This window comes from Rhizobium leguminosarum bv. viciae (assembly GCF_012276115.1).
Lineage (GTDB): Bacteria > Pseudomonadota > Alphaproteobacteria > Rhizobiales > Rhizobiaceae > Rhizobium > Rhizobium leguminosarum_T.
This window is the reverse complement of record NZ_WIEU01000003.1, coordinates 454,764-480,240: the sequence shown is the minus strand read 5'-3', so window position 1 is coordinate 480,240 and position 25,477 is coordinate 454,764. Positions and strand designations below refer to the sequence as shown.

Here is a 25,477-nt window from a genome sequence, read left to right as displayed (position 1 = left end):
ATCTCTGATTTGTACTCCCATATAGTCTGCCTATACAGATGATTCAAATGATGGCTGGCATCTTCGCCGGCGCAAAGAGGAGACCGGCGAGCCCGGGACATGACCGACATGCGTTTTTCGATCCTGCCAGCCTTCATTCTGCTGCTGCCGTTCGCCGAAATTGCCGGTTTCGTCGTCGTCGGCCAGGCTATCGGATTGTGGCTGACGCTTGTTCTGGTCATGCTGGGTTTCGTTGTCGGCGTGGTTCTGCTGCGCCGGCAGGGAATCGGTATTTTGCGCCGCATGTCGAGCGAAGGACGAAATGGGGTGATGCCGGGCCGCGACCTGCTGCGGCCGGCGATGAACGTCATCGCCTCGCTGCTCCTGATCATTCCCGGCTTCCTCACGGATATCATCGCGATCCTCATTCTCATTCCGCCGGTGCGCGATCTCGTCTGGCGGGCGATCGCCAAACGCTTCGTCGTCGTCAACGCCAAGGGCGGCTCTTCCTCCGGTCCGCAACCCGATTTCCGCGACCGCAAGCCGAACTCGAAGGTGGTCGATCTCGACGAGGAGGACTATCATAGGGAGCCGGATCGCAACTCGCCGTGGTCCGGCAAGCATCTTGGCGATTGAGGCACTGCGGCTGATCAACCGGGCCAAGCGCCCAGGGTTGTAAGCCCTTCCCTGAAATGTTAGATGGCGGCACCATTCCCATGCCCCTCGAGGAAAAGCCAATGGCAGACGATAACAACAGCAACGGTGCGGCCAACCCCACCCTTTCGATCCTTGCGCAATATACCAAGGATCTGTCCTTCGAAAATCCGGGTGCGCCGCGTTCGCTGCAGGCCCGCGACAAGGCGCCGACGATCAACATCAATGTGAACGTCAACGCCAACCCGCTTTCCGATACGGATTTCGATGTGGTGCTGTCGCTGAATGCCGAAGCCAAGGACGGCGACAAGACGGTTTTCCATGCCGAACTCACCTATGGCGGCGTTTTCCGCGTTGCCGGTTTCCCGCAGGAACACATGCTGCCGGTTCTCTTCATCGAGTGCCCGCGCATGCTCTTCCCCTTCGCTCGTCAGATCATCGCCGACGTCACCCGCAACGGCGGTTTCCCGCCGCTGATGATCGACCCGATCGACTTCACGCAGATGTTCGCTCAGCGCGTTGCCGAAGAACAGGCCCGCGCCAAGGTTCAGGCCGTTCCGAACTGACCGGCTCTTTCATGTCTGAAATGCGGATGCCCGGGCTGGTCCCGGGCATTTTCAATTGAGGACCGGTTTAATCGAGGTTGGCGTATTTCGCCCAGACGCTTTTTTCACCGAGCTTGGCGACGAGCGCTTCATGCGCCTGCTCCTCGGTTTGGCTGAGGCGCGGGGCGAGCGGCCGGGGCCGCTCGAGCACGGCGGCAATCACCACGTCGTCTTCCATCCCCATGTCACCGCGCGCTGCCTGGTTGGATTTGCCGACCATGCCGAGGCCAAGGGCCGCCTGTCTGCCGCCGATCATCTCGATATAGACTTCGGCAAGCAGTTCGGAGTCGAGCAGCGCGCCGTGTTTGGTGCGGTGCGAATTGTCGATGCCGTAGCGCCGGCAAAGCGCATCGAGCGAATTTGGTCCCATCGGGTGTTTGCGCCGCGCCATCGATAGCGTGTCGAGCACCCGTTCCGGCAGGATTGGCGGCAAACCGATCCGCGCGAATTCCGCGTTGATGAAGCCCATATCGAAGGTGGCGTTATGGGCAATCCACTTCGCATCGCCGAAGAAGGTGAGGATTTGTTCGGCAACTTCCGCGAAAGGCTGCTTGTCCTTCAGGAATTCATCGGTAATGCCGTGCACGGCGAGCGCATCCGGATGAACCTTCTGATCTCCAGGATTGATGAAGATATGGATCGTGTTGCCCGTGGGGAAATGATTGAAGAGCTCGATGCCGCCGATTTCGATGATGCGGTCGGCGCGGTTGTCGAGGCCGGTTGTTTCCGTATCGAAGATGATCTCACGCATTCCGGAAATCTCCCTTGGCAATCCGCGTTTTCAGGTCGGCGACGATTTCAAGCACTCGTTCCCTCGTCGTCGCGATACTGTGACTGGTATCGACCAGATAATCGGCCCGCCGCCGTTTTTCGGCGTCCGGCGTCTGGCGGGAGAGAATCATCTCGAATTTTTCCTCGGTCATGTCTTCGCGCGCAAGCACCCTTTGGCGCTGAATCTGTGGATCAGTGCTGACGACGACGATGACATCCACTCTTGCCGCGGCGCCGGTTTCGAAAAGTAATGGAATATCGAGCAATACCATGTCGGCGCCGGCGGCGCGTTGCCGCTTCAGAAATTCCGTCTCGCGTTTGCGAACCAGCGGATGGACGATCGCTTCCAGGCGTTTGAAGCCGGCAGGATCAAGAGCGAGCTGGCGGCCGAGTTCATGCCGGTCGACGGCTCCATCCTTCATCGTGCCGGGGAAGGCAGCATTCACCAGGGGTGCAGCCTCGCCGGCATAGAGATCGTGGACCACGGCATCGGAATCGTTCACCGGGATTCCGGCATCGGCGAAGAGCCTTGCCGCTGTCGATTTTCCCATTCCGATGGAGCCGGTGAGACCTATCTTCAGCATCAGTGTGCTTCCATATCCGCGATGATGAGCGCGCGTAGCGCCGCGTCGACGATGGGACGCCGGCCGAACCATTTCTCGAATCCGGGCACGGCCTGGTGCAAGAGCATGCCGAGACCGTCGACGATGGGAAATCCTTGCTCTTCCGCCTGTGCCAGGATCGGCGTCTTCAACGGCACATAAACGATATCGGTGACGACGGCATTGGCTGCAAGAGGCGAGAAATCGAGTTGCGGCGCTGGCTCGCCGTCCATGCCGAGCGAGGTTGTGTTGATGAAGAGGCCGGCGCCCTTCATGACTTCGGCAAGCGCCCCGATCGGGTGGGCCCGAACACGCGGGCCAAAACGATCCGCGAGTTCACGCGCGCGTTCGACGGTGCGGTTGACGACGTGGATCTCCTTGAAACCGCGATCACGGACCGCCTGGATGATCGCCCGGCTGGCGCCGCCGGCGCCAAAGACGACGGTCGTGCCATGCCGGTCCCAGCCCGGATGGCGTTCATCAAGATTGGCGATGAAGCCACGACCGTCGGTATTCGTCGCATGCAGGGCGCCTTCCTCCAGCCAGAGCGTGTTCGCGGCGCCGAGCTCTTGCGATAGCGCGTCCGGTTTGTCGGCGAGCCGGAACGCCAACTCCTTGTGAGGAATGGTGACATTGCCTCCGGTAAAGCCGGAACTGCCATCCTTCAACGAGTGAATGAAATCGGCAAAGCCCCCGGGTGCCACTTCATGAGCGCGATAACTGCCCGGCAGGCCAAGCGTCTTCAGCCAGTATCCGTGGATCAGTGGCGAGCGCGAATGCTTGATGGGAAAGCCCGTGACAAACGCTTTCGGCCCGAATGTTTCACGTGAATCACCCATCGATCGCTCCGAGTTCTCGCAATTTTTTTAAGAGCGGCAGCATCGGCAGGCCGAGAATGGTGAAATAATCACCCTCGATCTTTTCGAAGAGCTGGATGCCCTCCCCCTCCAATTGATAGGCGCCGACGCTGGAAAGCGCCCGTTCGCCAACCCGCGCCAGATGTCTGGCGATGAACTCCACCGTCAGCGGCCGCATCGTCAATTCCGCATGCGCAAGATGTTCCCACAAGACCACGCCGTCGCTGACGATGGCGACGGCGCTGTTCAATCGGTGGGTTACGCCGGAAAGAGCTTGAAGGTGGCTAGCCGCGTCGGCCAGGTCCCTCGGCTTATGGAAGACGCTGTCGCGGAGCGACATCGTCTGATCCGAACCGATGACCAGGCTATCCGGAAAACGGTGGCTGACATCCTCGGCCTTGGCCCTGGCCAGGACGAGGGCCACGGCATCAGGCTTAGCGCCGGCTCTTTCCAGCGGCGCTTCAACGGCCCGTTCATCGATCCTTGCGGCATGCGCCTCGAAGGACAGACCGGCATTTTCCATCAGCATCCGGCGAAAGGGGCTCGACGATGCAAGGATGAGTTTCGGCGTCATGGGTTCCTCGGCGTGCCGGCTTTTCGTCAGCGCTTAGCGCAGCTTCGGCCGCAGGGCAACGATTGCCGCGGCTGTTTCCTCGATTGAGCGGCGTGTGACGTCGATCAGCGGCCAGTTATGGCGGGCGCAAAGCGAGCGGGCATATTTCAGCTCCTCCGAAATCGCGGCGCGATCGGTGTAGTGTTCGCGATCGAAGCCCTGTGTCACCCCGAGCACACGATTTTCCCGCACCTGGGAAATACGGTCGGTGGTGGCGATCAGGCAGACGATCAACGGTTTGCTCGCCACGAAGAGGCTCTCCGGCAATGGCACGCCATAGACGATTGGAATGTTCGCCGTCTTGATGCCTCGGTTGGCGAGGTAGATGCTGGTCGGTGTTTTCGACGTACGGCTGATGCCGATGATCACGACATCGGCATCGTTGTAATCGTCGGGCATCTGGCCGTCATCGTGATCCATGGTGAAATTCAGCGCTTCGATGCGCGCGAAGTAGCCGGCATTCATCACATGCTGGGCCCCGACACGACGGCGAGACGGGGCGCCGAGATAGATCTGGAAGGCATTCATCACCGGCTCCAGCACATTCACCGAGGCGACACCCATCTCGATGCAGCGCTCATCGATCAGGCTCGCAAGCTCCCGGTCGACAATGGTGTAGAGCACGATACCGGGTGCGTCATCGATCGCCTGCAGAACCGGCAGCAGCTGCTTGCGATTGCGGATCAGCGGATAGACATGTTCGATCGGCTGCGCCGATCTGAACTGCGCCGACGCGGCGCGCCCGGCGGAGATCAGAGTCTCTCCCGTTGAGTCAGAAATCAGATGCAGATGAAAGAAGTTCGTTCTGTTCTCCACGCTATTTTCCGCTGCCTGTTGAAAAGACTGGATGAAACAGAGCTACGGCGGCGAGGCCGTCTCCGGCAAGGGAAAACATGCCCCCTTATCCACATTTCGGATTCTGCGGATCGGTTTCGATTGGCCCTGTGGACGATGGGGAAGAGATCTATTTCCTGAAAGCTGGTCCACAGGCTATCCACAGCAAAGCGAAAAATTGCCGGTCCGGAAGGATTTGGAATCATTTTCAGATTCGGCTTCTCCCCGAGATTCGGAGGAGACCGGCAAATCTTTCCGATGTTCTTTTGCAGGCGCGCGACAAATAGCATCGGCGGTGGATGGATTTTAATCCTTGATAGTCACCGACTCTAAGAAATAGAAACCTTTTAAAATATCTTTGATTTTATATAGGGAAGAAGCGCTTGAGCGATACGCGCCGAAAGATCATGAGGGTTTTGAGTGGCGAGAGCCTCTCCCCTCCTCCTGTCTGGCTGATGAGACAGGCAGGACGTTATCTTCCGGAATATCGGGAGACACGGGCAAAGGCAGGGAGTTTTCTCGATCTCTGCTACACACCCGACCACGCCGTCGAAGTGACATTGCAGCCGATCCGCCGCTATGGCTTCGATGCGGCCATTCTGTTTTCCGATATCCTGGTCATTCCAGACGCGATGAAGCGGAATGTCCGGTTCACCGAGGGCCATGGCCCGGAGATGGATCCGATCGATGAAGCCGGGATCGGCAGTTTGAACGGCGAAGAGGTTGTCGATTATCTCAGGCCGGTTCTGGAAACGGTACGGCGGCTGCGTGAAGAGCTGCCAGCGGAGACGACGCTGCTCGGTTTCTGCGGCGCACCCTGGACGGTTGCGACCTACATGATCGCCGGTCACGGCACGCCGGATCAGGCCCCTGCCCGTCTCTTCGCCTACAAGCATGCCCGCGCTTTCGAGCATCTGCTGATGCTGCTTGCCGACGTATCGGCTGATTATCTCGTCGCCCAGATCGATGCCGGCGCCGATGCCGTGCAGATCTTCGATTCCTGGGCAGGTGTTCTCGGCGAAAAGGAGTTCGAGGCGTTCGCGATCAAGCCGGTTGCGCGGATGATCGCTTCCGTCAAATCACAACGGCCGCATGCTCGCATCATCGCTTTTGCCAAGGGCGCCGGCTATCAGCTCAAGACCTATCGCCAGAAGACGGGTGCTGATGCGATCGGCCTCGACTGGTCGGTTCCGCTGGCCTTTGCGGCCGAACTTCAAAAGGATGGACCGGTTCAGGGCAACCTCGATCCGATGCGTGTCGTTGCCGGCGGCCAGGCGCTGATTGACGGCATCGATGATATTCTGCAGCACCTCGGAAATGGTCCGCTGATCTTCAATCTCGGTCACGGCATTACACCGCAGGCTGACCCCGAGCATGTGCGTCTGCTGGTGGATCGCGTGCGAGGCGGGGCGTGACGATGGAAAAGCAGACCGATCGGAGATCTGGCGCCTACGCCCGGCGCCGGGCTCATTTTGCGCTGGCCTTCTTTGCGCTGGTGGCGGTCGGGCTTTTTGCCTGGAACCCCGATAATCTCTACCTCTGGATCAAGGCGCTGCACATCATCGCGGTCATTTCCTGGATGGCCGGGCTGTTTTACATGCCGCGGCTGTTCATCTATCACACCGATGCGGAGCCCGGCTCGGTACAGTCGGAAACCTTCAAGGTGATGGAGCGTCGGCTGCTTCGGATCATCATGACGCCGGCGATGATGCTGACGTGGATTTTCGGGCTCTATCTCGCCTGGTCGGTTTATGGATTCCAGGGCGGCTGGCTGCATGCCAAGATTGGTCTCGTTGTCCTGCTGACCGGTGTTCATATGTTCTTCAGCCGCGCTGTCAGGGCGTTCGAGCGAGATGAAAACCGCCGCTCGGCGCGCTATTGGCGATTCATGAACGAAGCCCCGACACTGCTGATGATCGTGATCGTCATCCTTGTCGTGGTGAAGCCGTTCTGAGGAAAATCGTCCTCAGGTTAAATTTGCTTCATTTTAACCAGCCCTCTTGCGGCAACGATTGCGAGTCGCTATTTTCCGCGCACCTCATCTACGTGGCATGTGTGTAGAGTTCAGTCGTCTGCGAGCCCTTTCGCGGTACCGAATACGACCCAACATCGCCTTTCCCCTTTGAAATTGAAAAGAGTATTGGTCACTTCATGGCTGAAATGAAGCTTCAGGAACTTAAGAGTAAATCCCCGACGGATCTGCTGGCATTTGCCGAATCGCTCGAGGTCGAGAATGCAAGCACAATGCGCAAGCAGGAGCTGATGTTTGCGATCCTCAAGATGCTTGCCAGCCAGGATGTCGAAATCATCGGCGAAGGCGTCGTCGAAGTGCTGCAGGACGGTTTCGGCTTCCTGCGGTCGCCCAATGCGAACTACCTGCCGGGCCCGGACGATATTTATATCTCCCCGTCGCAGATCCGCCGTTTCTCGCTGAAAACCGGCGATACGGTCGAGGGCCCCATCCGTGGGCCGAAGGAAGGCGAGCGCTATTTCGCGCTACTCAAGGTCAACACCATCAATTTCGACGATCCGGAAAAGATCCGTCACAAGGTTCATTTCGACAATCTGACGCCGCTCTATCCGAACGAGCGCTTCAAGATGGAACTGGATATTCCCACCACCAAGGATCTGTCGCCACGTGTGATCGACCTGGTGGCGCCGCTCGGCAAGGGCCAGCGTGGATTGATCGTCGCACCGCCGCGTACCGGCAAAACCGTGTTGTTGCAGAACATCGCGCATTCGATCACCGCCAACCATCCGGAGTGCTATCTGATCGTCCTGCTGATCGATGAACGTCCCGAAGAAGTGACCGACATGCAGCGTTCGGTTCGCGGCGAGGTAATCTCCTCGACCTTCGACGAACCGGCCGTGCGTCACGTGCAGGTGGCCGAGATGGTTATCGAGAAGGCCAAGCGCCTTGTCGAACACGGCCGCGACGTTGTCATCCTGCTCGATTCGATCACGCGCCTGGGCCGTGCCTATAACACGGTCGTTCCCTCGTCAGGCAAGGTCCTGACCGGCGGTGTGGACGCCAACGCTCTGCAGCGGCCGAAGCGCTTCTTCGGCGCGGCGCGTAACATCGAGGAAGGCGGCTCTTTGACGATCATCGCGACGGCGCTGATCGATACTGGCAGCCGCATGGACGAAGTGATCTTCGAAGAATTCAAGGGTACCGGCAACTCGGAAATCGTCCTCGATCGCAAGGTCGCTGATAAGCGCATCTTCCCGGCAATGGACATCCTGAAGTCCGGCACGCGTAAGGAGGACCTTCTGGTTCCGCGCCAGGATCTGCAGAAGATCTTCGTGCTCCGCCGTATCCTGGCTCCGATGGGCACAACCGATGCGGTCGAATTCCTGATCGACAAGCTCAAGCAGACGAAGAACAATTCCGACTTCTTCGAATCGATGAACACATAATCCTTAGCCGGATTCACCCCTTAAAGCTGGAGGCATCTCGCGATGCCGCCAGCTTTTCTATTTGAGAGGAATCGATTTCGATTCCAACCGATGAACCAGGCGATATGGCCATGTTGAACGATACCATATATGCACTATCGAGCGGCGCCCTGCCTTCGGGTGTTTCTGTCGTTCGAATCAGCGGCCCGCTGACCAGAGACATATTGGTGAGGCTCGTCGGATCCGTTCCGGCAGCCCGGTATGCGTCTTACCGAACGATTCGGACTCGTAACAATCAGCCGATCGATAGCGGCCTGGTGCTGTTTTTTCCTGCTCCGAATTCGTTTACCGGCGAGGATGTTGCCGAGCTGCAGATCCACGGCAGCAGAGCCGTGCTGGCGGCGCTGTTTCACACTCTTGGCGATATTCCGGGTGTTCGGATGGCGGTCGAGGGTGAGTTCTCCCGCCGGGCCTTCGAAAACGGCAAGCTTGATCTCGTCGAGGTGGAAGGGCTGGCCGATCTCATCAGCGCCGAGACCGAAATGCAGAGACGCCTTGCGGTCGAACATAGCGCAGGCGGGCTTTCTGCAATTTACGATTCGTGGGCGGAACGATTGACGCGCGCCCGCGCGCTGATCGAGGCGGAACTTGATTTCCCCGACGAGGATGACGTTCCAGGGTCGGTATCGGATGCAGTCTGGGCCGATATGGCGAAGCTTCGCAGCGATATCGGGGATCACCTGGCGGCAGCTTCGGCCGGCGAGATTATCCGAGACGGCTTCAAAGTGGTCATCGCCGGTGCTCCGAATGCTGGAAAATCGAGCCTGTTGAACGCTTTGGCGCGTCGAGACGTCGCAATCGTGACGGAGATTGCCGGAACCACCCGCGATGTCCTGCAGGTTGATCTCGATATTGATGGTTACCTGATCAAGCTCTATGACACTGCGGGTCTTCGCGAGGCGGACGACAGAGTCGAAATGGAAGGTGTGCGGCGCGCGCGCGTAGCACTCCGTGATGCCGATCTTGTCCTGTTGCTGGTCGACAGGACGAATCCTCTGATTCCCGACGACTTGGAGCAGTCCGCTGCGCATGTTACTGTCGGGACAAAGAAGGATCTGACCGAAATCGCTTCGGGTCGGTATGATTTGCAGATTTCGACGGCGACGGGTGACGGTCTGCCGGAACTACGGCGGTTGATCGGCGACATCGTTGAGAGACGTTTTGCCGGCCTGTCTATGGCAATTCCCAGCCGGCAGCGGCATAAGGATTCGCTCGCGAAATGCTTGGCGGCGCTTGATGCGGCCATATCGCAGCCGGATGTGAATCTTGAACTGCGGACCGAGCAGCTGCGAATTGCCGCTGAGTATCTGGGCAGAATTACCGGTCGAGTGGATGTCGAACAACTGCTCGGGGTAATCTTCTCCGAATTTTGTATTGGCAAATGATTCACGTGAAACCTTTAGGGCTAAAGATCCTGCACGGTTTCACGTGAAACGTCTACCGGATATGGAGTCTTGAATGACGGATAATGTCTTCGATGTGATTGTGATCGGTGGCGGCCATGCGGGGTCGGAGGCTGCCAGCGCAGCTGCGCGCCTGGGGGCAAAAACCGCTCTGATTACGCATAGGCGGGACACGATCGGAGTCATGTCCTGTAATCCGGCAATTGGCGGGCTGGGCAAGGGCCATCTTGTTCGGGAGATCGATGCGATGGATGGCCTGATGGGTCGCGTCGCCGATGTTGCAGGTATTCAATTCAGGATGCTCAACAAGAAGAAAGGCGCTGCCGTCCGAGGACCGCGGACGCAGGCCGATCGAAAGCTCTATCGCCTGGCAATGCTGGCGGCGATCGAAGCGACGCCGAACCTGGATGTCATCGAGGGTGATGCGTTTGATCTGGACGTTGTCGATGGTTGCGTCGCTGGGGTGATCATGAAGGATGGTCGGACCCTGAAAGCACCGGCGGTGGTTTTGACCACTGGAACCTTTCTGCGCGGTCTTATTCATATCGGGTCGGAAAAGACACCGGCCGGACGTGTCGGTGAAGCGCCGTCGATCGGATTGTCTGCGACCCTCGCCCGGCTGGGGCTGCGGCTGGGACGCCTGAAGACCGGCACACCCGCCCGGCTGGACGGAAAGACGATCGACTGGCAATCCATCGGTCGACAGGGGGCTGACGAGGAGCTTGTCCCCTTCTCCTTCATGACCGACACGATTACCACGCCACAAATCGACTGCGGGGTCACCAGGACGACCGAAGCGACCCACCGCATCATTGTCGACAACATCATGCGCTCGGCAATGTATTCCGGGCAGATCGAAGGTGTCGGGCCTCGTTATTGCCCGTCTATCGAAGACAAGTTGGTGAAATTCGGAGAGCGGGATGGACATCAGGTCTTTCTCGAACCTGAGGGACTGGACGATGACACGGTCTATCCGAACGGGATTTCTACCTCCTTGCCGGCGGAGGTGCAGTCAGACTTCATCAAAACGATCCCCGGCCTCGAAGCGGCAAGAATACTGCAACCGGGCTATGCGATCGAATATGATCATGTCGATCCGAGAGAGCTTGCTCCATCGCTGGAGGTCAAGCGGCTGAGAGGCTTGTTTCTCGCTGGCCAGATCAATGGCACCACCGGATATGAAGAGGCGGCCGCGCAGGGACTGGCAGCCGGGCTGAATGCCGCATTGCGAAGCAGCGATTCGGATCCGTTCCATTTCAGCCGGACGAGTTCTTATATTGGCGTCATGATCGACGATCTCACGTCACGAGGCGTTACGGAGCCGTATCGAATGTTTACATCGCGTGCGGAGTATCGGCTGAGTCTGCGGGCTGACAACGCCGATATGCGCTTGACGCCGCTTGCCATGCGGCTTGGATGCGTCAGTGACGCGCGAGCGCAGCGATTCACATCCTATCAGGCAGAGATCGAAACCAGTCGGGCGCTGCTGCAGTCGCTGGCGGTGACACCGAATGAGGCACGCCGCGCGGGCTTGAATATCAATCTCGATGGGCAGCGCCGAACCGCGTATGACTTACTGTCCTATCCGAATTATGATTTCGCCGCGCTTCGGCATGTTTGGCCGGAGAAGCTCGACATGATTGGACGGAAAGTTGCGGAAGCCCTGGAAATCGAGGCAGGCTATTCGGTTTATCTCGATCGACAAGCCTCGGCGATTGCCGATCAACAACGCGACGAGGAGCGGCAGATACCGTTTGATTTCAACTATGATGCACTGTCCGGTCTCTCGAACGAGCTGAAGGTCAAGCTCAGCGCTGCTCGCCCTTTCAATATTGCCCAGGCCGCAATCGTTGAAGGGATGACGCCTGCGGCAATCGCGTTGCTGCTCGTGCACTTGCGTCGACTATCCTCTGCCGAACGCCATAGCGCTTGATACAAGATTTGAGAGTCTTTCAGAATGGAATTAAACGGTTTGCGTGTTTCACGTGAAACACAGGAGCGGTTGCAACACTTTGCAGCGCTGTTTCAGAAGTGGGCAAAAGCAATCAATCTGGTGGCGCCGTCGACACTGGATGATCTGTGGCACCGGCACATCGCTGATAGCAGCCAGGTCTTTCAGATTCATCCTCAACCGATTACTTGGGTTGACCTCGGCAGTGGGGGCGGCTTTCCCGGTATTATTACGGCGATTTTTCTGGCCGAGCTGCAAGGTGGATGGGTCCATCTGGTCGAAAGCAACCATAAAAAGGCAGCGTTTCTGCGGACAGCGCTACGGGAGACAAATGCGCGCGGCAGCGTCCATAGCATTCGAATCGAAGATGCTTATACGGAGGTTGGCGAATGTGGTGCGATTTCGGCGCGCGCCCTTGCGGATCTTGATGGGCTCATCGGTTATTCATCCCCCTGGATGCTTGGCAAGGAGAATTGTCGTGGCTTCTTTCATAAAGGCCGGGATTACCTGAGGGAAATTGACAAAGCACGTGGTCGGTGGGAATTCGATCTGTTAGAACATAAGAGCGCCGTCGAGCAGGAATCTGTTATTCTGGAAATATCAAATCTCCGGCGCTTGGTTTAACAGATCGGATATTGCGGCAATGGCTGGCGAACGACATCGGATTATCACCATCGCAAATCAGAAGGGTGGCGTTGGCAAAACGACCACAGCAATCAATCTGGCAACGGCGCTTGCTGCTATTGGCGAGCGCGTCCTGATCGTCGATCTCGACCCGCAGGGCAATGCCAGCACAGGCCTCGGTATCGATCGTCGTGATCGCAAGCTGTCTTCCTACGATCTGATGGTCGGTGATCGTGGGATTCCCGAAGTGACTCTCGAAACAGCGGTTCCTAATCTGTTTATCGTCCCGTCGACGATGGATCTTCTTGGCATCGAGATGGAAATCTCGCAGCAGAGCGATCGGGTGTTCAAATTGCGGAAGGCGCTCTCTTCGCCCGAAGCCATGGCGTTTTCTTATATTCTTCTGGATTGCCCGCCGTCGTTCAATCTGCTGACGATGAATGCCATGGCGGCGGCGCATTCGGTCCTGGTGCCGCTGCAATGTGAATTCTTTGCGCTGGAAGGGCTGAGCCAGCTGCTTGAGACCGTGAGCCAGGTTCGGCGGACGGTGAACCCGCGTCTGGATATTCAGGGTATCGTCTTGACGATGTTCGATGCGCGCAACAATCTTGCCCAGCAGGTTGTCAATGACGTGCGTACGCATCTGGGAGACAAGGTTTACCACACGTTAATTCCGCGCAACGTCCGGGTTTCCGAGGCTCCGTCCTACGGTAAGCCGGCTATTCTCTATGACTTGAAGTGCGCGGGCAGTCAGGCCTATCTGCAGCTGGCCTCCGAGGTCATCCAGCGAGAACGCCAAAGACTGGCCGCGTGATATCATTTTAGGGGTGTAGGTGAGTGTAGATCATGAATGACGATGTATCAAAGAGGCGATTGGGCCGCGGCCTTGCGGCGCTGATTGGTGAAATGGATCAGCCTGTCCCGGTGGAAACCGAGCGGACGATCAGCGCCGACAGAATGATCCCGATCGAGTTCGTCAGCCGCAATCCCCGCAATCCCCGTCGGTTCTTCGATGACTCGGAGCTGCACGATCTCGCAAGCTCCATTCGTCAACACGGTATCGTTCAGCCGATTGTTGTGCGGACGATGTCGCGGGATCGATATGAGATCATCGCCGGCGAACGACGCTGGCGCGCAGCTCAGCTTGCCGGGCTGATCGAGATTCCTGTCATTATCCGTGATGTGGATGATAAGACGGCGCTGGAAATCGCCATTGTCGAAAACGTGCAGCGCGCGGATCTCAATGCGCTCGAAGAGGCCTTGGGCTATGAGCAGCTGATCGCGGAATACGGCTACACCCAGAACGACCTCGGCGAGATTATCGGGAAGAGCCGCAGCCATGTTGCCAACTCGTTGCGTCTGTTGAAATTGCCTGATCCGGTTCGCGATCTGCTTGCTGCCGGCAGCCTATCGGCTGGTCACGCGCGCGCACTGGTTTCGACATCCGACCCGGCAAGTCTTGCCCGTACGATCGTTGCCAAGGGCATGTCGGTGCGTGATGCGGAAAAGCTGGCGCAAAACAATATCAAGGCCCAATCGGAGCCGCAGCAGGCGGCCTTGCGGCGAGATCAGAAAGATTCCGACACGCTGGCGCTGGAACGGACACTTTCCGATGCGCTCGGCCTTGATGTTGCGATCAATCACAAGGCAAGCGGCGGCCAGATCAAAATTTCCTATAAGTCGCTAGAGCAGCTCGAGGAAATCTGCCGCTTGCTCGAGAGGCGCTAGAACAGGATGATTTTAGGCCGAGTCGGCCTAAAATCTGAATCCTGTTCTACATTATACAGTTAGAGCATGATGTCGTCCGAAAACCGCTCACACTTTTCGGCATCATGCTCTAGAGCACCGACGCTTTAACTCCTTGAAACAACGGCATCGTGCTTTCCGAAAATCGGTTATGATTTTTGGGCCGACATGCGCTGGTCAGGCGGATTTTCGGCCGGATTGAAGGGTGGTGGACAGAAGCGTTTGCATCGCAACGCTGTCTTCCAGCACCTGCCGCCGTCTGGTTTGCAGAATAGCGGCCTGTAGCCGATTGGATTCACGGGCGATGCTTTCCGCGGTCCATTGGCGCAGCGCCTGTTCGATGACCGGCTTGCGGCGGAAATGCAGATGCCGGCCCATTGTCTGCATGATTTGAGGCGGTTGCAGCCGTTTTTCATCCATTTCGGCGCGCATCGCATCCAGAAGCTGGAATTGCTTCAGGCATGCCTGCAGAACCAGAAAGATCGCGGTTTTCGAACTGCTGATCTTTTGCATGGCGTGCAGAAAAGCGTTGAGATCACCGGTGAGGATGGCATCGACGGCGTCGTCAACCGAGATGGCGCTGGCGTCGCCGATTATTTCGGTAACGTGATGTTCTTCGACGGTATCGAAGCCCCGGCAATAAAGAGCAAGCTTGCGCACCTCGTTTCGGGAAGCGATCCTGTCGCCGCCGATCAACGCGATCAGCGCTTGTCGCGCGGCCGGCGTAATGCCGAGCTTCTCTGCACCGAGCTCCGTATCGATCAAAGCATTCAGGGCGCGGCTGTCATCGGGGTAGGAGGGGATCGTCATGACGGATCGGGCGGCTTCCGCGGTCTTGCGCAGCAGGGAACCTTTCTTGAGGTCACCGGCCTCGACGATCAGATAGGCGGCTTCGAGTGGTTTTTCAGCCAGCAGTGCCAAGGAATCGACGAGATATTTCTCGTTGGCGGCACCGCGGATCCAGATCAGTTTCTCGCCGCCGAACAGACCGATCGACTGGACCTCGTCGACCAACCGACCGGGGTCTTTCTGCAGGTCGCCGATATCGAGCTTGGTCAGCGAAAAGGGATCATCGAGAGCAACACCGCTCTTGCCGGCGAGCAGGCTTGCCCGTTCGGAAACAAGACCGCGATCCGGCCCGTAGATGACGTAAATCCGATAGTTCCGTGCCGATTTCTGCAGGAAAGTCTCGAATTCGTGGGATTTTATCTCGGCCACATCTCCGCCCTCAGCGGCTGAGGGCAGCGGCGATATCGGCCCCTACGAATTCCGCCACCTGATCCGCCGCACGATTTTGGGCATCACGGATCGCCCGCTGCTTGGCGAATTCCTGGTCAGGGAAATCAACCAGCGCCGTGGTAGCGCGGCTGCCGGCCTTGATGACGTGATTGTCGGTCGCCGAACGCAGCGTGTAGGTGACGCTGACGGTCACACGGCCAGCGCGCGACGTATCGTCGGATTCCGTCAGCAACGTATCGGCAACGGTCGACGTGGCGTGCATTTCGACCAGATATTCCGGTTTTTCCGGCTCGCCGGCACCGCGCGATGCAAGGAAGATCAGGCGATTGCGCACCTGCTGCTCGACGCGGCTGCTGGCTGGGGAAAAGCCGACCGAAGAAAGCTTTTCGACGACACCGGAACTCTCGGAGTAAAGCGGTCGGACCTGGCAGGCGGAGAGAAAAGCCGCCGAGGCAAGGATCATGGCGATGCCAGCATTGCGGGCCAGCTTGCAAGCGATATCAGACGACAATGTTTACAATCCTTTGGGGAACCACGATGATCTTCTTCGGTGTCTGTCCGTTCAGCGCGTTCTTCACCGCATCCAGATCCAGCACGGCGTTGGTGACGGCATTCTGATCTGCATCGCGAGAAATTGTCAATTCAGTGCGTTTCTTGCCGTTGATTTGTACCGGCAAGACGACATCGTTTTCGATGACGAGTGTTTCGTCGTATTGTGGCCAGCTTGCCCGGGCAAGCAGGCCTTCATTGCCGAGCGCGGCCCAGCATTCCTCAGCCAGATGCGGCGTCATCGGAGAGACGAGCTGAATCAGAATCTCGGCGGCATCGCGCACCGCCGCGCGATAGGTGGCATCACCCTCACCTGCCGCAACCCTCGTCATCGGTGCGGCCAGCGCGTTGACGAGTTCATAAATTCGAGCAACGGCCTTGTTGAACCAGAGCTTGTCATAGTCGTTTTCGACAGCCTTCAGCGTCTTGTGGGCGGCCTGCGAGATCGATAACGCCTCCCCATCGGTTGCCGGCGCAGGTACCACGGCGGAGAGCGCGCCGGCTGCTTCGGAAATCAAGCGCCACAGACGCTGAGTGAAACGATGAGCGCCTTCGACGCCCGCTTCGGACCAGATGACGTCACGCTCGGGCGGGGAGTCGGACAGAACGAAGAAACGGGCGGTATCGGCACCGTAGGAGGCGATGATATCGTCGGGATCGACAACGTTCTTTTTCGATTTCGACATCTTCTCGATCGAGCCGATCGCAACTTCCTCATTGTTCGTCAACAGGAAGGCTCGGCGTTTGCCGTCGAGTTCGTCGATGCGGACATCGGCGGGTGCCACCCATTCGCGGCTGGCGCCGGCGCCGCGGCTATAGGTTTCGTGGACCACCATGCCCTGGGTGAAGAGACCCTTGAAAGGTTCGGTGGCGGCGACGTGACCGGTCTCGCGCATGGCGCGGGTGAAGAAGCGGGAATAGAGCAAGTGCAGGATCGCGTGCTCGATGCCGCCAATATACTGGTCGACCGGCAACCAGCGGTTTGCCGCCTCCGGATCGGTCGGCTTTTCTTCCCAGGGCGCGGTAAAGCGGGTGAAATACCAGCTCGAATCGACGAAGGTGTCCATCGTATCCGTCTCGCGGCGGGCATCCTTGCCGCAGTTCGGGCAGGAGACATGGCGCCAGGTCGGATGACGGTCGAGCGGATTGCCCGGCTGGTCGAAGGTGACGTCGTCGGGCAGCTTGACCGGCAGGTCCGCCTTCGGCACCGGCACGACACCGCAATCGTCGCAATGGATGACCGGGATCGGGCAGCCCCAATAACGCTGACGGGAAATGCCCCAGTCGCGCAGACGGAAATTGACCTTGCGTTCGCCCTGCGGCGCATTGCCGAGCGAAGCAGCCGACAGCCGGTCGGCAACGATACTGAAGGCTTCCTCGGTGGTCTTGCCGTCGAGGAAGCGTGAGTTGATCATCACGCCATCGCCGTCATAGGCGGTGTCGCCGACGGCAAAGCTTGCCGCATCGCCATCTTTCGGCATGACGACGGCCACGACCGGTAGGCCGTATTTGCGAGCAAAATCGAGGTCGCGCTGATCGCCTGATGGGCAGCCGAAGATGGCGCCCGTGCCATAATCCATCAGGACGAAATTGGCGATGTAGACCGGCAGTTCCCAGGAGGGATCGAGCGGGTGTCGGACGCGGATACCGGTATCCATGCCCTTCTTTTCGGCGGTCTCGAGTGCTGCGAGCGAGGTGCCGGCGCGGCGGCACTCGTCGCAGAAGGCGTCGATATCAGGGTTCTTCGCGGCGGCATCCTTCGCCAGCGGATGATCGGCGGCGATTGCCAGGAAGGAAGCGCCGAACAGCGTGTCCGGCCGGGTGGTATAGACCGTCACTTCGCTCTCGCCGGCAGGTGCCGTTTCCGGCACGATCTCCCAGCGGATCGTCAGGCCTTCCGAGCGGCCGATCCAGTTCTTCTGCATCAGCCGCACTTTTTCCGGCCACTGGTCGAGCGTATCCAGCGCGTCGAGCAGATCCTGGCTGAAGTCGGTGATCTTGAAGAACCATTGCGTCAGTTCGCGCTGTTCGACCAGCGCGCCGGAACGCCAGCCGCGGCCGTCGATCACCTGTTCGTTGGCGAGCACGGTGTTGTCGACAGGATCCCAGTTGACCTTCGACTGCTTGCGATAGACCAAGCCCTTTTCCAGGAAATCCAGGAAGAGATGCTGCTGGTGCTGATAATATTCGACGTCGCAGGTGGCAAACTCACGGCTCCAGTCCAGTGAAAGCCCCATGGCCTTCAGCTGCGCCTTCATCGAGCCGATATTTTGGTACGTCCAGGAAGCGGGATGCACGCCGCGCTCCATGGCGGCATTCTCCGCCGGCATGCCGAAGGCGTCCCAGCCCATCGGATGCAGCACGTTGTAACCGCGGGCTCGCTTGTAGCGGGCGACGACGTCGCCCATGGCGTAATTGCGGACATGACCCATATGGATGCGCCCCGACGGATAGGGGAACATTTCGAGGACGTAATATTTTTCGCGCGGATCGGCATTGTCGGTCTCGAAGACCTTGTCTTCATTCCATTTCTGCTGCCAGCGGGGCTCGGCATCGCGCGGATTATAACGTTCGGTGGCCATGGTATTCGTATTTCCGGAAAATCAGGGGAGGTTGGTCGAGACCTTCACCATGAAACCACTGTAGCGTCAAGTTTTGCAGGCGCTGCAAGCGTGCGATCTTGATCGTGACCAGGCGATTTCGCCGGGGCGGGACTTGGCAAGCACAGAATGGCTGGCTAGTTCATTCCAATCCTTTCATGCAGGTATGTCGAGGCAGAATGATGGAACTTCAAGAGCGCTTGAACGAGGTGCGGTCGCGGATCGCCGCCGCGGAACGCGAAGCAGGCCGTTCGGCGGGTTCGGTTCAGCTCGTCGCGGTGTCGAAAACCTTCGAGGCGGACGCGATCCGCCCGGCCATCGAAGCCGGACAGCGTGTCTTCGGCGAGAACCGGGTGCAGGAAAGCCAGGGCAAGTGGCCGGCGCTGAAGGCCGAGCATCAGGATATCGAGCTGCATCTGATCGGACCGCTGCAATCAAACAAGGCGGCGGATGCTGTGGCGCTTTTCGACGTCATCGAGACAGTGGACCGGGAAAAGATCGCCCGCGCACTTGCCGAGGAGATGAGGCGGCAAGCCAAGGCGCTACGGCTCTATATCCAGGTCAATACCGGGCTCGAACCGCAGAAGGCCGGCATCGCTCCTGACGACACGCCGGCCTTCGTCGCTCTCTGCCGCGACGAACTCGGCCTTTCGATCGAAGGTTTGATGTGCATTCCGCCGGCCGAGGAAAATCCCGGACCGCATTTCGCCCTGCTGGCAAAGCTCGCGCTCAAATGCGGCGTCGGAAAACTTTCCATGGGCATGTCGGGCGACTACGGGACGGCGATCGCCTTTGGTGCTACTAGCGTGCGTGTGGGGTCAGCGATTTTCGGCACGCGCTGAAACGCTGCTTTGGTCGGGCTTCCTGTTCCCCTCAATGCCGCCTAGATTAGGTTTGCATGTCCTGGGGAGGAGCAGATGCGGAACGGCTATCATCAGGCCTATGCGGCCTGGAAACGCGATCCCGAAGCCTTCTGGCGCGAAGCGGCCAGTGACATCGATTGGTTCAAGCCGCCAGAGCGGATTTTTTCACCCAATGAAGGCGTCTATGGCCGTTGGTTCTCAGACGCCGAAACCAATACATGCCACAATTGCCTGGACCGGCATGTGGCTGCCGGCCGGGGCGGCGAGACAGCGGTCATCTTCGACAGTGCAATGAACGGCGAGAAGCGCCGTTTCACCTATGATGAGGTGCTTCGGGAGGTGATGGCCATCGCAGCAGCACTGGTCGAGCGTGGCATCGGCAAAGGCGATCGCGTCATCCTTTATATGCCGATGGTGCCGCAGGCGGTCTTTTCGATGCTTGCCTGCGCCCGCATCGGTGCGGTTCACTCCGTCGTTTTCGGCGGGTTTGCCGCCAGCGAACTTGCGGCGCGCATCGACGATTGCGCTGCGAAGCTGGTGATCACCGCGAGCTGCGGGCTCGAGCCCGGCCGCATCGTCGCCTACAAGCCACTGGTCGATCAGGCGATCGAGATCGCGCGTTCGAAGCCGGAGCGCTGTCTGGTGATGCAGCGGCCGGAGCTTCGGGCAGATCTCGTCGGCGGTCGAGATCAGGATTTCGAGGTGGCGGTGGCGCAGCATCGTGGCGATGAGATCGCCTGTGTCTCCGTCAAGGCGACCGATCCGCTCTACATCCTCTATACTTCGGGCACGACGGGCCAACCGAAGGGCGTGGTGCGCGACAATGGCGGCCATATGGTCGCGCTCAACTGGTCGATGCGGAATATCTACGGCTCGAAGCCGGGCGAGGTCTTCTGGACGGCTTCGGATATCGGCTGGGTCGTCGGGCATTCCTATATCGTCTATGCCCCGCTGCTATCAGGCGTAACCACTCTGATCTTCGAGGGAAAACCGGTCGGAACTCCGGATGCCGGCACATTCTGGCGCATCGTTTCGGAATATCGGGTGCGGGTGCTGTTCACGGCGCCGACGGCATTCCGCGCCATCCGGCGGGAGGACGGTGACGGTGAACTGATGCGCCAATATCCCATGCCGGATTTGCGCGCACTGTTTCTTGCCGGCGAGAGGGCGGATCCGGAGACGTTGAAATGGGCCGAGCGCATGCTTGGCATACCCGTCATCGATCATTGGTGGCAGACGGAGACCGGCTGGCCGATCGCCGCAAATCCGCTCGGTCTCGGCGCCCTTCCCGTCAAGCACGGGTCGCCGGCGCTGCCGATGCCCGGCTACGATATCGCGGTGCTCGACGATGCCGGTCATCCGATCGAGGCGGGAACGCTCGGCAATATCGTCGTGAAGCTGCCCCTGCCACCCGGCTGTCTGCCGACCCTCTGGAACGCCGACGAGCGTTTTCGCTCGGCCTATCTCGGTGAGTTTCCCGGCTATTACAAGACGGCCGATGCCGGCTATGTCGATGAGGACGGCTATCTCTTCATCATGTCGCGCACCGACGACATCATCAATTGCGCCGGTCATCGGCTCTCGACAGGGGCGATGGAGGAGGTCTGTGCGCGGCATCCCGATGTCGCCGAATGCGCGGTCATTGGCGTGATCGATGCGCTGAAGGGTCAGGCGCCCTGCGGTTTCCTGGTGTTGAAACGACATGTTTCCCGTGACGCGACGGCGATCGAATCAGAGGTCGTGGCGATGATTCGTGATTCGATCGGGCCGGTTGCCGCCTTCAAGACGGCCATCACCGTTAACCGGTTGCCGAAGACACGCTCCGGCAAAATACTGCGCGGCACGATGCAGAAGATCGCCGACGGCATACCCTGGAAAATGCCAGCAACCATCGATGATCCAACGATTTTAGAGGAAATTGCCGAGGCGCTGCGCGGACGCGGTTTAGGCTCCTTGCCGATGTGAATTAAATTTTCGGTAAGCCTAATTGAGGAATTGTTAACTATGTTGATGCAAGCATTTGTTAACGGCAATGGCTTGCATAGCAGGCTTTGCATGACGCGGTCGCCGTTACCGGCCTACTGCATAATTTCTTAAATCGGAATCGATTTAAGGACAAAATTATGCAGCAGTTGAAGTGCTACGGCGTCCTTTGCACGTCTGAAAGACGTGCGGCGCTGTAGTCCGGATTGCCCCCTTTCTCAACGATTGTGGAACGGATCATGACAAGCATCCTCACCAACAACGCTGCTATGGCAGCGCTGCAGACTTTGCGCGGCGTAAACGATAGCCTCAAGGACACCCAGGGTCGTGTTTCATCGGGTTATCGTGTGGAGAAAGCGGCCGACAACGCCGCCTATTGGTCGATTGCTACGACCATGCGTTCCGACAACATGGCGCTTTCAGCCGTCTCCGACGCGCTCGGGCTCGGCGCGGCAAAGGTCGATACCGCCTATTCGGCCATGGACAGCGCACTCGATGTCGTCAGCGAAATCAAGGCCAAGATCGTCGCCGCCACCGAAAAGGGCGTCGACAAGACGAAGATTCAGCAGGAACTCGACCAGTTTCAGGAGCAACTGCTCAGCATTGCCCAATCGGCGTCCTTCTCCGGCGAAAACTGGGTTGCCGGCGCCTCCGGCACGAAGAGCGTCGTTTCGTCTTTCGTGCGCGATGGCAGCAATGCCGTTTCGGTCAAGATGACGGACTACGTGCTCAATGCGGGCACGCTTGGAAACGTGCTTTTCGGCATGACCAGTACCGGTGCGATCGAGACGACCAGCGGTATCATTGGTACGGCCTTCAACGGAACCTATGGCGGCGCCGTCATCGTCATGCCGTCGATATATGCTCTCGACATCACCAATTTCACCCAGGGTCAGCTCGACGCAGCCCTGACCGGTATCGAACTGGTTCTCGGCGCCATGACCGCCGCCGGCTCGGCGCTCGGCTCGATCTCGACCCGTATCCAGCTGCAGGAAACGTTCGTCAGTGGCTTGCACGATTCGATCGACTCCGGTGTCGGACGCCTGGTCGATGCCGATATGGAAGAGGAATCGAGCAAGCTATCGGCGTTGCAGACGCAGCAGCAGCTTGCCATCCAGTCGCTCTCGATCGCCAATACCTCGGCGCAGAACATCCTCACCCTGTTCCGTAGCTAATCGAAACAGGTCATCCGCAATAAAAAACCCCGCCGGTCAGCTCATACCGGCGGGGTTTTTTATAAGATGGGCTGATATCTCAGTACTGATCGTCGTCCTCGTCCTTCGGCGCCGAGCGTAGCGAGCTCAGCTTGCGGAAGACGGCATCGGCGTCGATTTCTTTTTCCTTTTCCTCCTCGCGCTCGTAGCTCGGGCTCAGCCGCTCGGTCTCCTGGGCCGATTGCAGCGTCGCGCCAAGCTCGGCGGCGGTCGGCAGTGGACGGCCCTTGGAGGCCTTTTCCACTTCCATGTCGAGATCAATCTGGCTGCAGAGGCCGAGCGTGACCGGATCCATCGGCGCCAGGTTGGCGGAGTTCCAGTGGGTGCGCTCGCGGATCTGCTCGATCGTCGATTTCGTCGTGCCGACGAGGCGGGAAATCTGCGCGTCCTTCAGCTCCGGATGGTTGCGAACGAGCCAGAGAATGGCGTTCGGGCGGTCCTGACGCTTGGAAACCGGGGTATAACGCGGACCGCGGCGCTTGGATTCCGGCACCCGCACCTTCGGTTCGGAAAGCTTCAGCTTGTGGTTCGGATTGGCCTCGGCGCGGGCAATCTCGTCGCGGGAAAGCTGTCCTGTCGAGATCGGGTCGAGGCCCTTGATGCCCTGCGCCGCTTCGCCGTCGGCGATCGCCTTGACTTCGAGCGGATGCAGTTTGCAGAACTGCGCAATCTGATCGAAAGACAGTGCCGTATTGTCGACGAGCCAGATGGCGGTCGCCTTCGGCATGAGCAGTGTTTGAGCCATGGATATAGTCCTTCTATCGTCCGCGCCGGTCGCGGTCCGTGGATTGTCACCACAATGTCCGGGAAATATGCCGCTATATAACCGCACTGTCGCAGAATTGCAATTCTTCCGAAATGAAATGACCTTCGTCTAATTGCCGTGGCGATGCGAACTGCTATGAATTGCCGTGATTTCAAGTCCGGGCCATAGCTCACGCGGCCCGTCGCATGTCCCATGAGGAGGAGTTGCATGTCGGAGAAGATCTATCCGGTCACGAAGCCGGTGAAGGCGCGCGCCCTGATCGATAAGGAAAAGTACCTGAAATGGTACGAGGAAAGCGTCGAGAACCCGGACAAGTTCTGGGGCAAACACGGCAAGCGCATCGACTGGTTCAAGCCCTATACCAAGGTCAAAAACACTTCCTTTACCGGCAAGGTTTCGATCAAGTGGTTCGAGGACGGTCAGACAAACGTCTCCTACAATTGCATCGACCGTCATCTGAAAACGAATGGCGACCAGGTGGCGATCATCTGGGAGGGCGACAATCCCTATATCGACAAGAAGGTCACCTATAACGAGCTCTACGAGCATGTCTGCCGGATGGCGAACGTGTTGAAGAAGCACGGCGTCAAGAAGGGCGATCGCGTCACCATCTATATGCCGATGATCCCGGAAGCGGCCTATGCGATGCTCGCCTGCGCCCGCATCGGCGCGGTGCATTCGGTCGTCTTCGGCGGTTTCTCGCCGGAGGCCTTGGCGGGGCGTATCGTCGACTGCGAATCCACCTTCGTCATCACCTGCGACGAAGGCCTGCGCGGCGGCAAGCCGGTGCCGCTGAAGGACAATACCGATACGGCGATCCATATCGCCGCCCGCCACCATGTCAATGTCAGCAAGGTGCTGGTCGTTCGCCGCACCGGCGGCAAGACCGGCTGGGCACCGGGCCGCGATCTCTGGCATCACCAGGAAATTGCCACGGTGAAGGCGGAATGCCCGCCGGTGAAGATGAAGGCGGAAGACCCGCTCTTCATTCTTTATACGTCAGGCTCGACCGGCAAGCCGAAGGGCGTACTGCACACGACGGGCGGTTATCTCGTCTATGCGGCGATGACGCATGAATATGTCTTCGATTATCACCACGGCGACGTCTACTGGTGTACGGCCGATGTCGGCTGGGTGACCGGCCACTCCTATATCGTCTATGGGCCGCTTGCGAACTGCGCGACGACGCTGATGTTCGAGGGCGTGCCGAACTTCCCGGACCAGGGCCGTTTCTGGGAAGTCATCGACAAGCACAAGGTCAACATCTTCTATACGGCGCCGACGGCGATCCGCTCGCTGATGGGTGTCGGCGATGACTTCGTCACCCGCTCTTCGCGCTCTTCGCTGCGCCTGCTCGGCACGGTCGGCGAGCCGATCAATCCCGAGGCCTGGGAGTGGTATTACAATGTCGTCGGCGACAAGCGCTGCCCTGTCATCGATACGTGGTGGCAGACGGAAACCGGCGGTCACATGATCACGCCGCTGCCCGGAGCCACCGATCTGAAACCCGGTTCGGCGACGATCCCGTTCTTCGGCGTCAAGCCTGAGCTGGTCGACAATGAGGGCAAGGTGCTGGAAGGTGCTGCCGACGGCAATCTCTGCATCACCGACAGCTGGCCGGGCCAGATGCGCACCGTCTATGGTGACCATGAACGTTTCATCCAGACCTATTTTTCCACATACAAGGGCAAGTATTTCACCGGCGACGGCTGCCGGCGCGATGCGGACGGGTACTACTGGATCACCGGCCGCGTCGATGACGTGCTGAACGTCTCCGGCCACCGGCTCGGCACGGCGGAGGTGGAATCCGCGCTTGTCTCGCATAATCTGGTTTCGGAAGCGGCGGTCGTCGGTTATCCGCATCCGATCAAGGGCCAGGGCATTTATTGCTATGTGACGCTGATGTCCGGTCACGAGGGATCGGATACGCTTCGCCAGGATCTGGTGAAACATGTGCGGGCCGAAATCGGCCCGATCGCCGCGCCCGACAAGATTCAGTTTGCGCCCGGCCTGCCGAAGACGCGCTCCGGCAAGATCATGCGCCGCATCCTGCGCAAGATCGCCGAAGACGATTTCGGTGCTCTCGGCGACACTTCGACGCTTGCCGATCCGGCAGTCGTCAACGATCTGATCGCCAACCGGCAGAACAAGGCGACCGCCTGATAGAT

Annotated in this window: 23 protein-coding genes; 14 read left to right on the top strand and 9 right to left on the bottom strand. The window is 58.9% G+C overall.

What is annotated here, in order from left to right:
• Positions 1 to 108 precede the first annotated feature (108 nt).
• Positions 109 to 615, top strand: a complete 507-nt coding sequence (locus tag GFM02_RS08115; protein ID WP_032999562.1) for an FxsA family protein — start codon at positions 109 to 111, stop codon at positions 613 to 615.
• A 101-nt stretch (positions 616 to 716) separates the two neighbouring features.
• Positions 717 to 1,199, top strand: a complete 483-nt coding sequence (gene secB / locus GFM02_RS08110) for a protein-export chaperone SecB (RefSeq protein ID WP_003544086.1) — start codon at positions 717 to 719, stop codon at positions 1,197 to 1,199.
• A gap of 67 nt (positions 1,200 to 1,266) precedes the next feature.
• Here the strand turns inward: secB and dnaQ are convergent, their stop codons facing one another.
• Genes dnaQ through GFM02_RS08085 form a run of 5 tightly spaced genes read right to left on the bottom strand, consistent with a single transcriptional unit; the run spans position 1,267 to position 4,897 of the window.
• Positions 1,267 to 1,989, bottom strand: coding sequence for a DNA polymerase III subunit epsilon (gene dnaQ / locus GFM02_RS08105; RefSeq protein ID WP_168321351.1), 723 nt, complete (start codon positions 1,987 to 1,989; stop codon positions 1,267 to 1,269).
• Complete coding sequence (gene coaE, locus GFM02_RS08100; protein WP_168321350.1) at positions 1,982 to 2,593, bottom strand: dephospho-CoA kinase; 612 nt, start codon at positions 2,591 to 2,593, stop codon at positions 1,982 to 1,984. The genes dnaQ and coaE overlap by 8 nt, the downstream gene beginning before the upstream one ends.
• Positions 2,593 to 3,450, bottom strand: coding sequence for a shikimate dehydrogenase (locus GFM02_RS08095; RefSeq protein WP_168321349.1), 858 nt, complete (start codon positions 3,448 to 3,450; stop codon positions 2,593 to 2,595). The genes coaE and GFM02_RS08095 overlap by 1 nt, the downstream gene beginning before the upstream one ends.
• Positions 3,443 to 4,042: a Maf-like protein gene (locus tag GFM02_RS08090; protein ID WP_168321348.1), complete on the bottom strand. Its 600-nt coding sequence runs from the start codon at positions 4,040 to 4,042 to the stop codon at positions 3,443 to 3,445. The genes GFM02_RS08095 and GFM02_RS08090 overlap by 8 nt, the downstream gene beginning before the upstream one ends.
• Positions 4,043 to 4,075: 33 nt before the next feature.
• Entirely contained in the window at positions 4,076 to 4,897 is an 822-nt protein-coding gene (locus GFM02_RS08085) for a pyruvate, water dikinase regulatory protein (RefSeq protein ID WP_011649834.1), read from the bottom strand.
• A 401-nt stretch (positions 4,898 to 5,298) separates the two neighbouring features.
• Between GFM02_RS08085 and hemE the strand changes: the two genes are divergently transcribed.
• From hemE to GFM02_RS08045, 8 genes are all read left to right on the top strand, one after another.
• Positions 5,299 to 6,330: a uroporphyrinogen decarboxylase gene (hemE, locus tag GFM02_RS08080; protein WP_168321347.1), complete on the top strand. Its 1,032-nt coding sequence runs from the start codon at positions 5,299 to 5,301 to the stop codon at positions 6,328 to 6,330.
• A gap of 2 nt (positions 6,331 to 6,332) precedes the next feature.
• The gene (hemJ, locus tag GFM02_RS08075) at positions 6,333 to 6,869 is read left to right on the top strand and encodes a protoporphyrinogen oxidase HemJ (RefSeq protein ID WP_032999283.1); all 537 of its coding nucleotides are present in this window, start codon (positions 6,333 to 6,335) and stop codon (positions 6,867 to 6,869) included.
• 197 nt (positions 6,870 to 7,066) lie between these two features.
• Positions 7,067 to 8,332: a transcription termination factor Rho gene (gene rho, locus GFM02_RS08070; protein WP_020052216.1), complete on the top strand. Its 1,266-nt coding sequence runs from the start codon at positions 7,067 to 7,069 to the stop codon at positions 8,330 to 8,332.
• A 104-nt stretch (positions 8,333 to 8,436) separates the two neighbouring features.
• A complete protein-coding gene (gene mnmE, locus GFM02_RS08065) occupies positions 8,437 to 9,756 on the top strand; it encodes a tRNA uridine-5-carboxymethylaminomethyl(34) synthesis GTPase MnmE (protein ID WP_168321346.1) in 1,320 nt (439 codons plus the stop codon).
• 73 nt (positions 9,757 to 9,829) lie between these two features.
• Positions 9,830 to 11,707, top strand: a complete 1,878-nt coding sequence (gene mnmG / locus GFM02_RS08060) for a tRNA uridine-5-carboxymethylaminomethyl(34) synthesis enzyme MnmG (protein WP_020052214.1) — start codon at positions 9,830 to 9,832, stop codon at positions 11,705 to 11,707.
• 24 nt (positions 11,708 to 11,731) lie between these two features.
• Positions 11,732 to 12,349 (top strand): 16S rRNA (guanine(527)-N(7))-methyltransferase RsmG, encoded by a 618-nt coding sequence (gene rsmG, locus GFM02_RS08055; protein WP_020052213.1) that lies wholly within the window; start codon positions 11,732 to 11,734, stop codon positions 12,347 to 12,349.
• A 19-nt stretch (positions 12,350 to 12,368) separates the two neighbouring features.
• The gene (locus tag GFM02_RS08050) at positions 12,369 to 13,163 is read left to right on the top strand and encodes a ParA family protein (RefSeq protein ID WP_011654065.1); all 795 of its coding nucleotides are present in this window, start codon (positions 12,369 to 12,371) and stop codon (positions 13,161 to 13,163) included.
• 32 nt (positions 13,164 to 13,195) lie between these two features.
• Positions 13,196 to 14,077 (top strand): ParB/RepB/Spo0J family partition protein, encoded by an 882-nt coding sequence (locus GFM02_RS08045; RefSeq protein ID WP_168321345.1) that lies wholly within the window; start codon positions 13,196 to 13,198, stop codon positions 14,075 to 14,077.
• A 195-nt stretch (positions 14,078 to 14,272) separates the two neighbouring features.
• Here GFM02_RS08045 and holA read toward each other — a convergent pair whose 3' ends face one another.
• The 3 genes from holA to leuS are packed head-to-tail and all read right to left on the bottom strand — an operon-like array spanning position 14,273 to position 18,465.
• Complete coding sequence (holA, locus tag GFM02_RS08040; RefSeq protein WP_168321344.1) at positions 14,273 to 15,313, bottom strand: DNA polymerase III subunit delta; 1,041 nt, start codon at positions 15,311 to 15,313, stop codon at positions 14,273 to 14,275.
• A 10-nt stretch (positions 15,314 to 15,323) separates the two neighbouring features.
• Entirely contained in the window at positions 15,324 to 15,845 is a 522-nt protein-coding gene (gene lptE, locus GFM02_RS08035; protein WP_168321343.1) for an LPS assembly lipoprotein LptE, read from the bottom strand.
• On the bottom strand, positions 15,835 to 18,465 hold the full coding sequence (leuS, locus tag GFM02_RS08030; RefSeq protein ID WP_168321342.1) for a leucine--tRNA ligase: 2,631 nt from the start codon (positions 18,463 to 18,465) through the stop codon (positions 15,835 to 15,837). The genes lptE and leuS overlap by 11 nt, the downstream gene beginning before the upstream one ends.
• Before the next feature lie 200 nt (positions 18,466 to 18,665).
• Here leuS and GFM02_RS08025 point away from each other — a divergent pair, with 200 nt between their 5' ends.
• From GFM02_RS08025 to GFM02_RS08015, 3 genes are all read left to right on the top strand, one after another.
• Complete coding sequence (locus GFM02_RS08025) at positions 18,666 to 19,325, top strand: YggS family pyridoxal phosphate-dependent enzyme (protein WP_168321388.1); 660 nt, start codon at positions 18,666 to 18,668, stop codon at positions 19,323 to 19,325.
• A 75-nt stretch (positions 19,326 to 19,400) separates the two neighbouring features.
• Complete coding sequence (locus GFM02_RS08020) at positions 19,401 to 21,311, top strand: propionyl-CoA synthetase (RefSeq protein WP_168321341.1); 1,911 nt, start codon at positions 19,401 to 19,403, stop codon at positions 21,309 to 21,311.
• Between the two features lie 257 nt (positions 21,312 to 21,568).
• Positions 21,569 to 22,504, top strand: a complete 936-nt coding sequence (locus GFM02_RS08015; RefSeq protein WP_020052207.1) for a flagellin — start codon at positions 21,569 to 21,571, stop codon at positions 22,502 to 22,504.
• Positions 22,505 to 22,583: 79 nt separating this feature from the next.
• Here GFM02_RS08015 and GFM02_RS08010 read toward each other — a convergent pair whose 3' ends face one another.
• Entirely contained in the window at positions 22,584 to 23,288 is a 705-nt protein-coding gene (locus GFM02_RS08010) for a DUF1013 domain-containing protein (protein WP_003544022.1), read from the bottom strand.
• 228 nt (positions 23,289 to 23,516) lie between these two features.
• Between GFM02_RS08010 and acs the strand changes: the two genes are divergently transcribed.
• Positions 23,517 to 25,472: an acetate--CoA ligase gene (acs, locus tag GFM02_RS08005; protein WP_168321340.1), complete on the top strand. Its 1,956-nt coding sequence runs from the start codon at positions 23,517 to 23,519 to the stop codon at positions 25,470 to 25,472.
• The last annotated feature ends 5 nt before the right edge of the window (positions 25,473 to 25,477 follow it).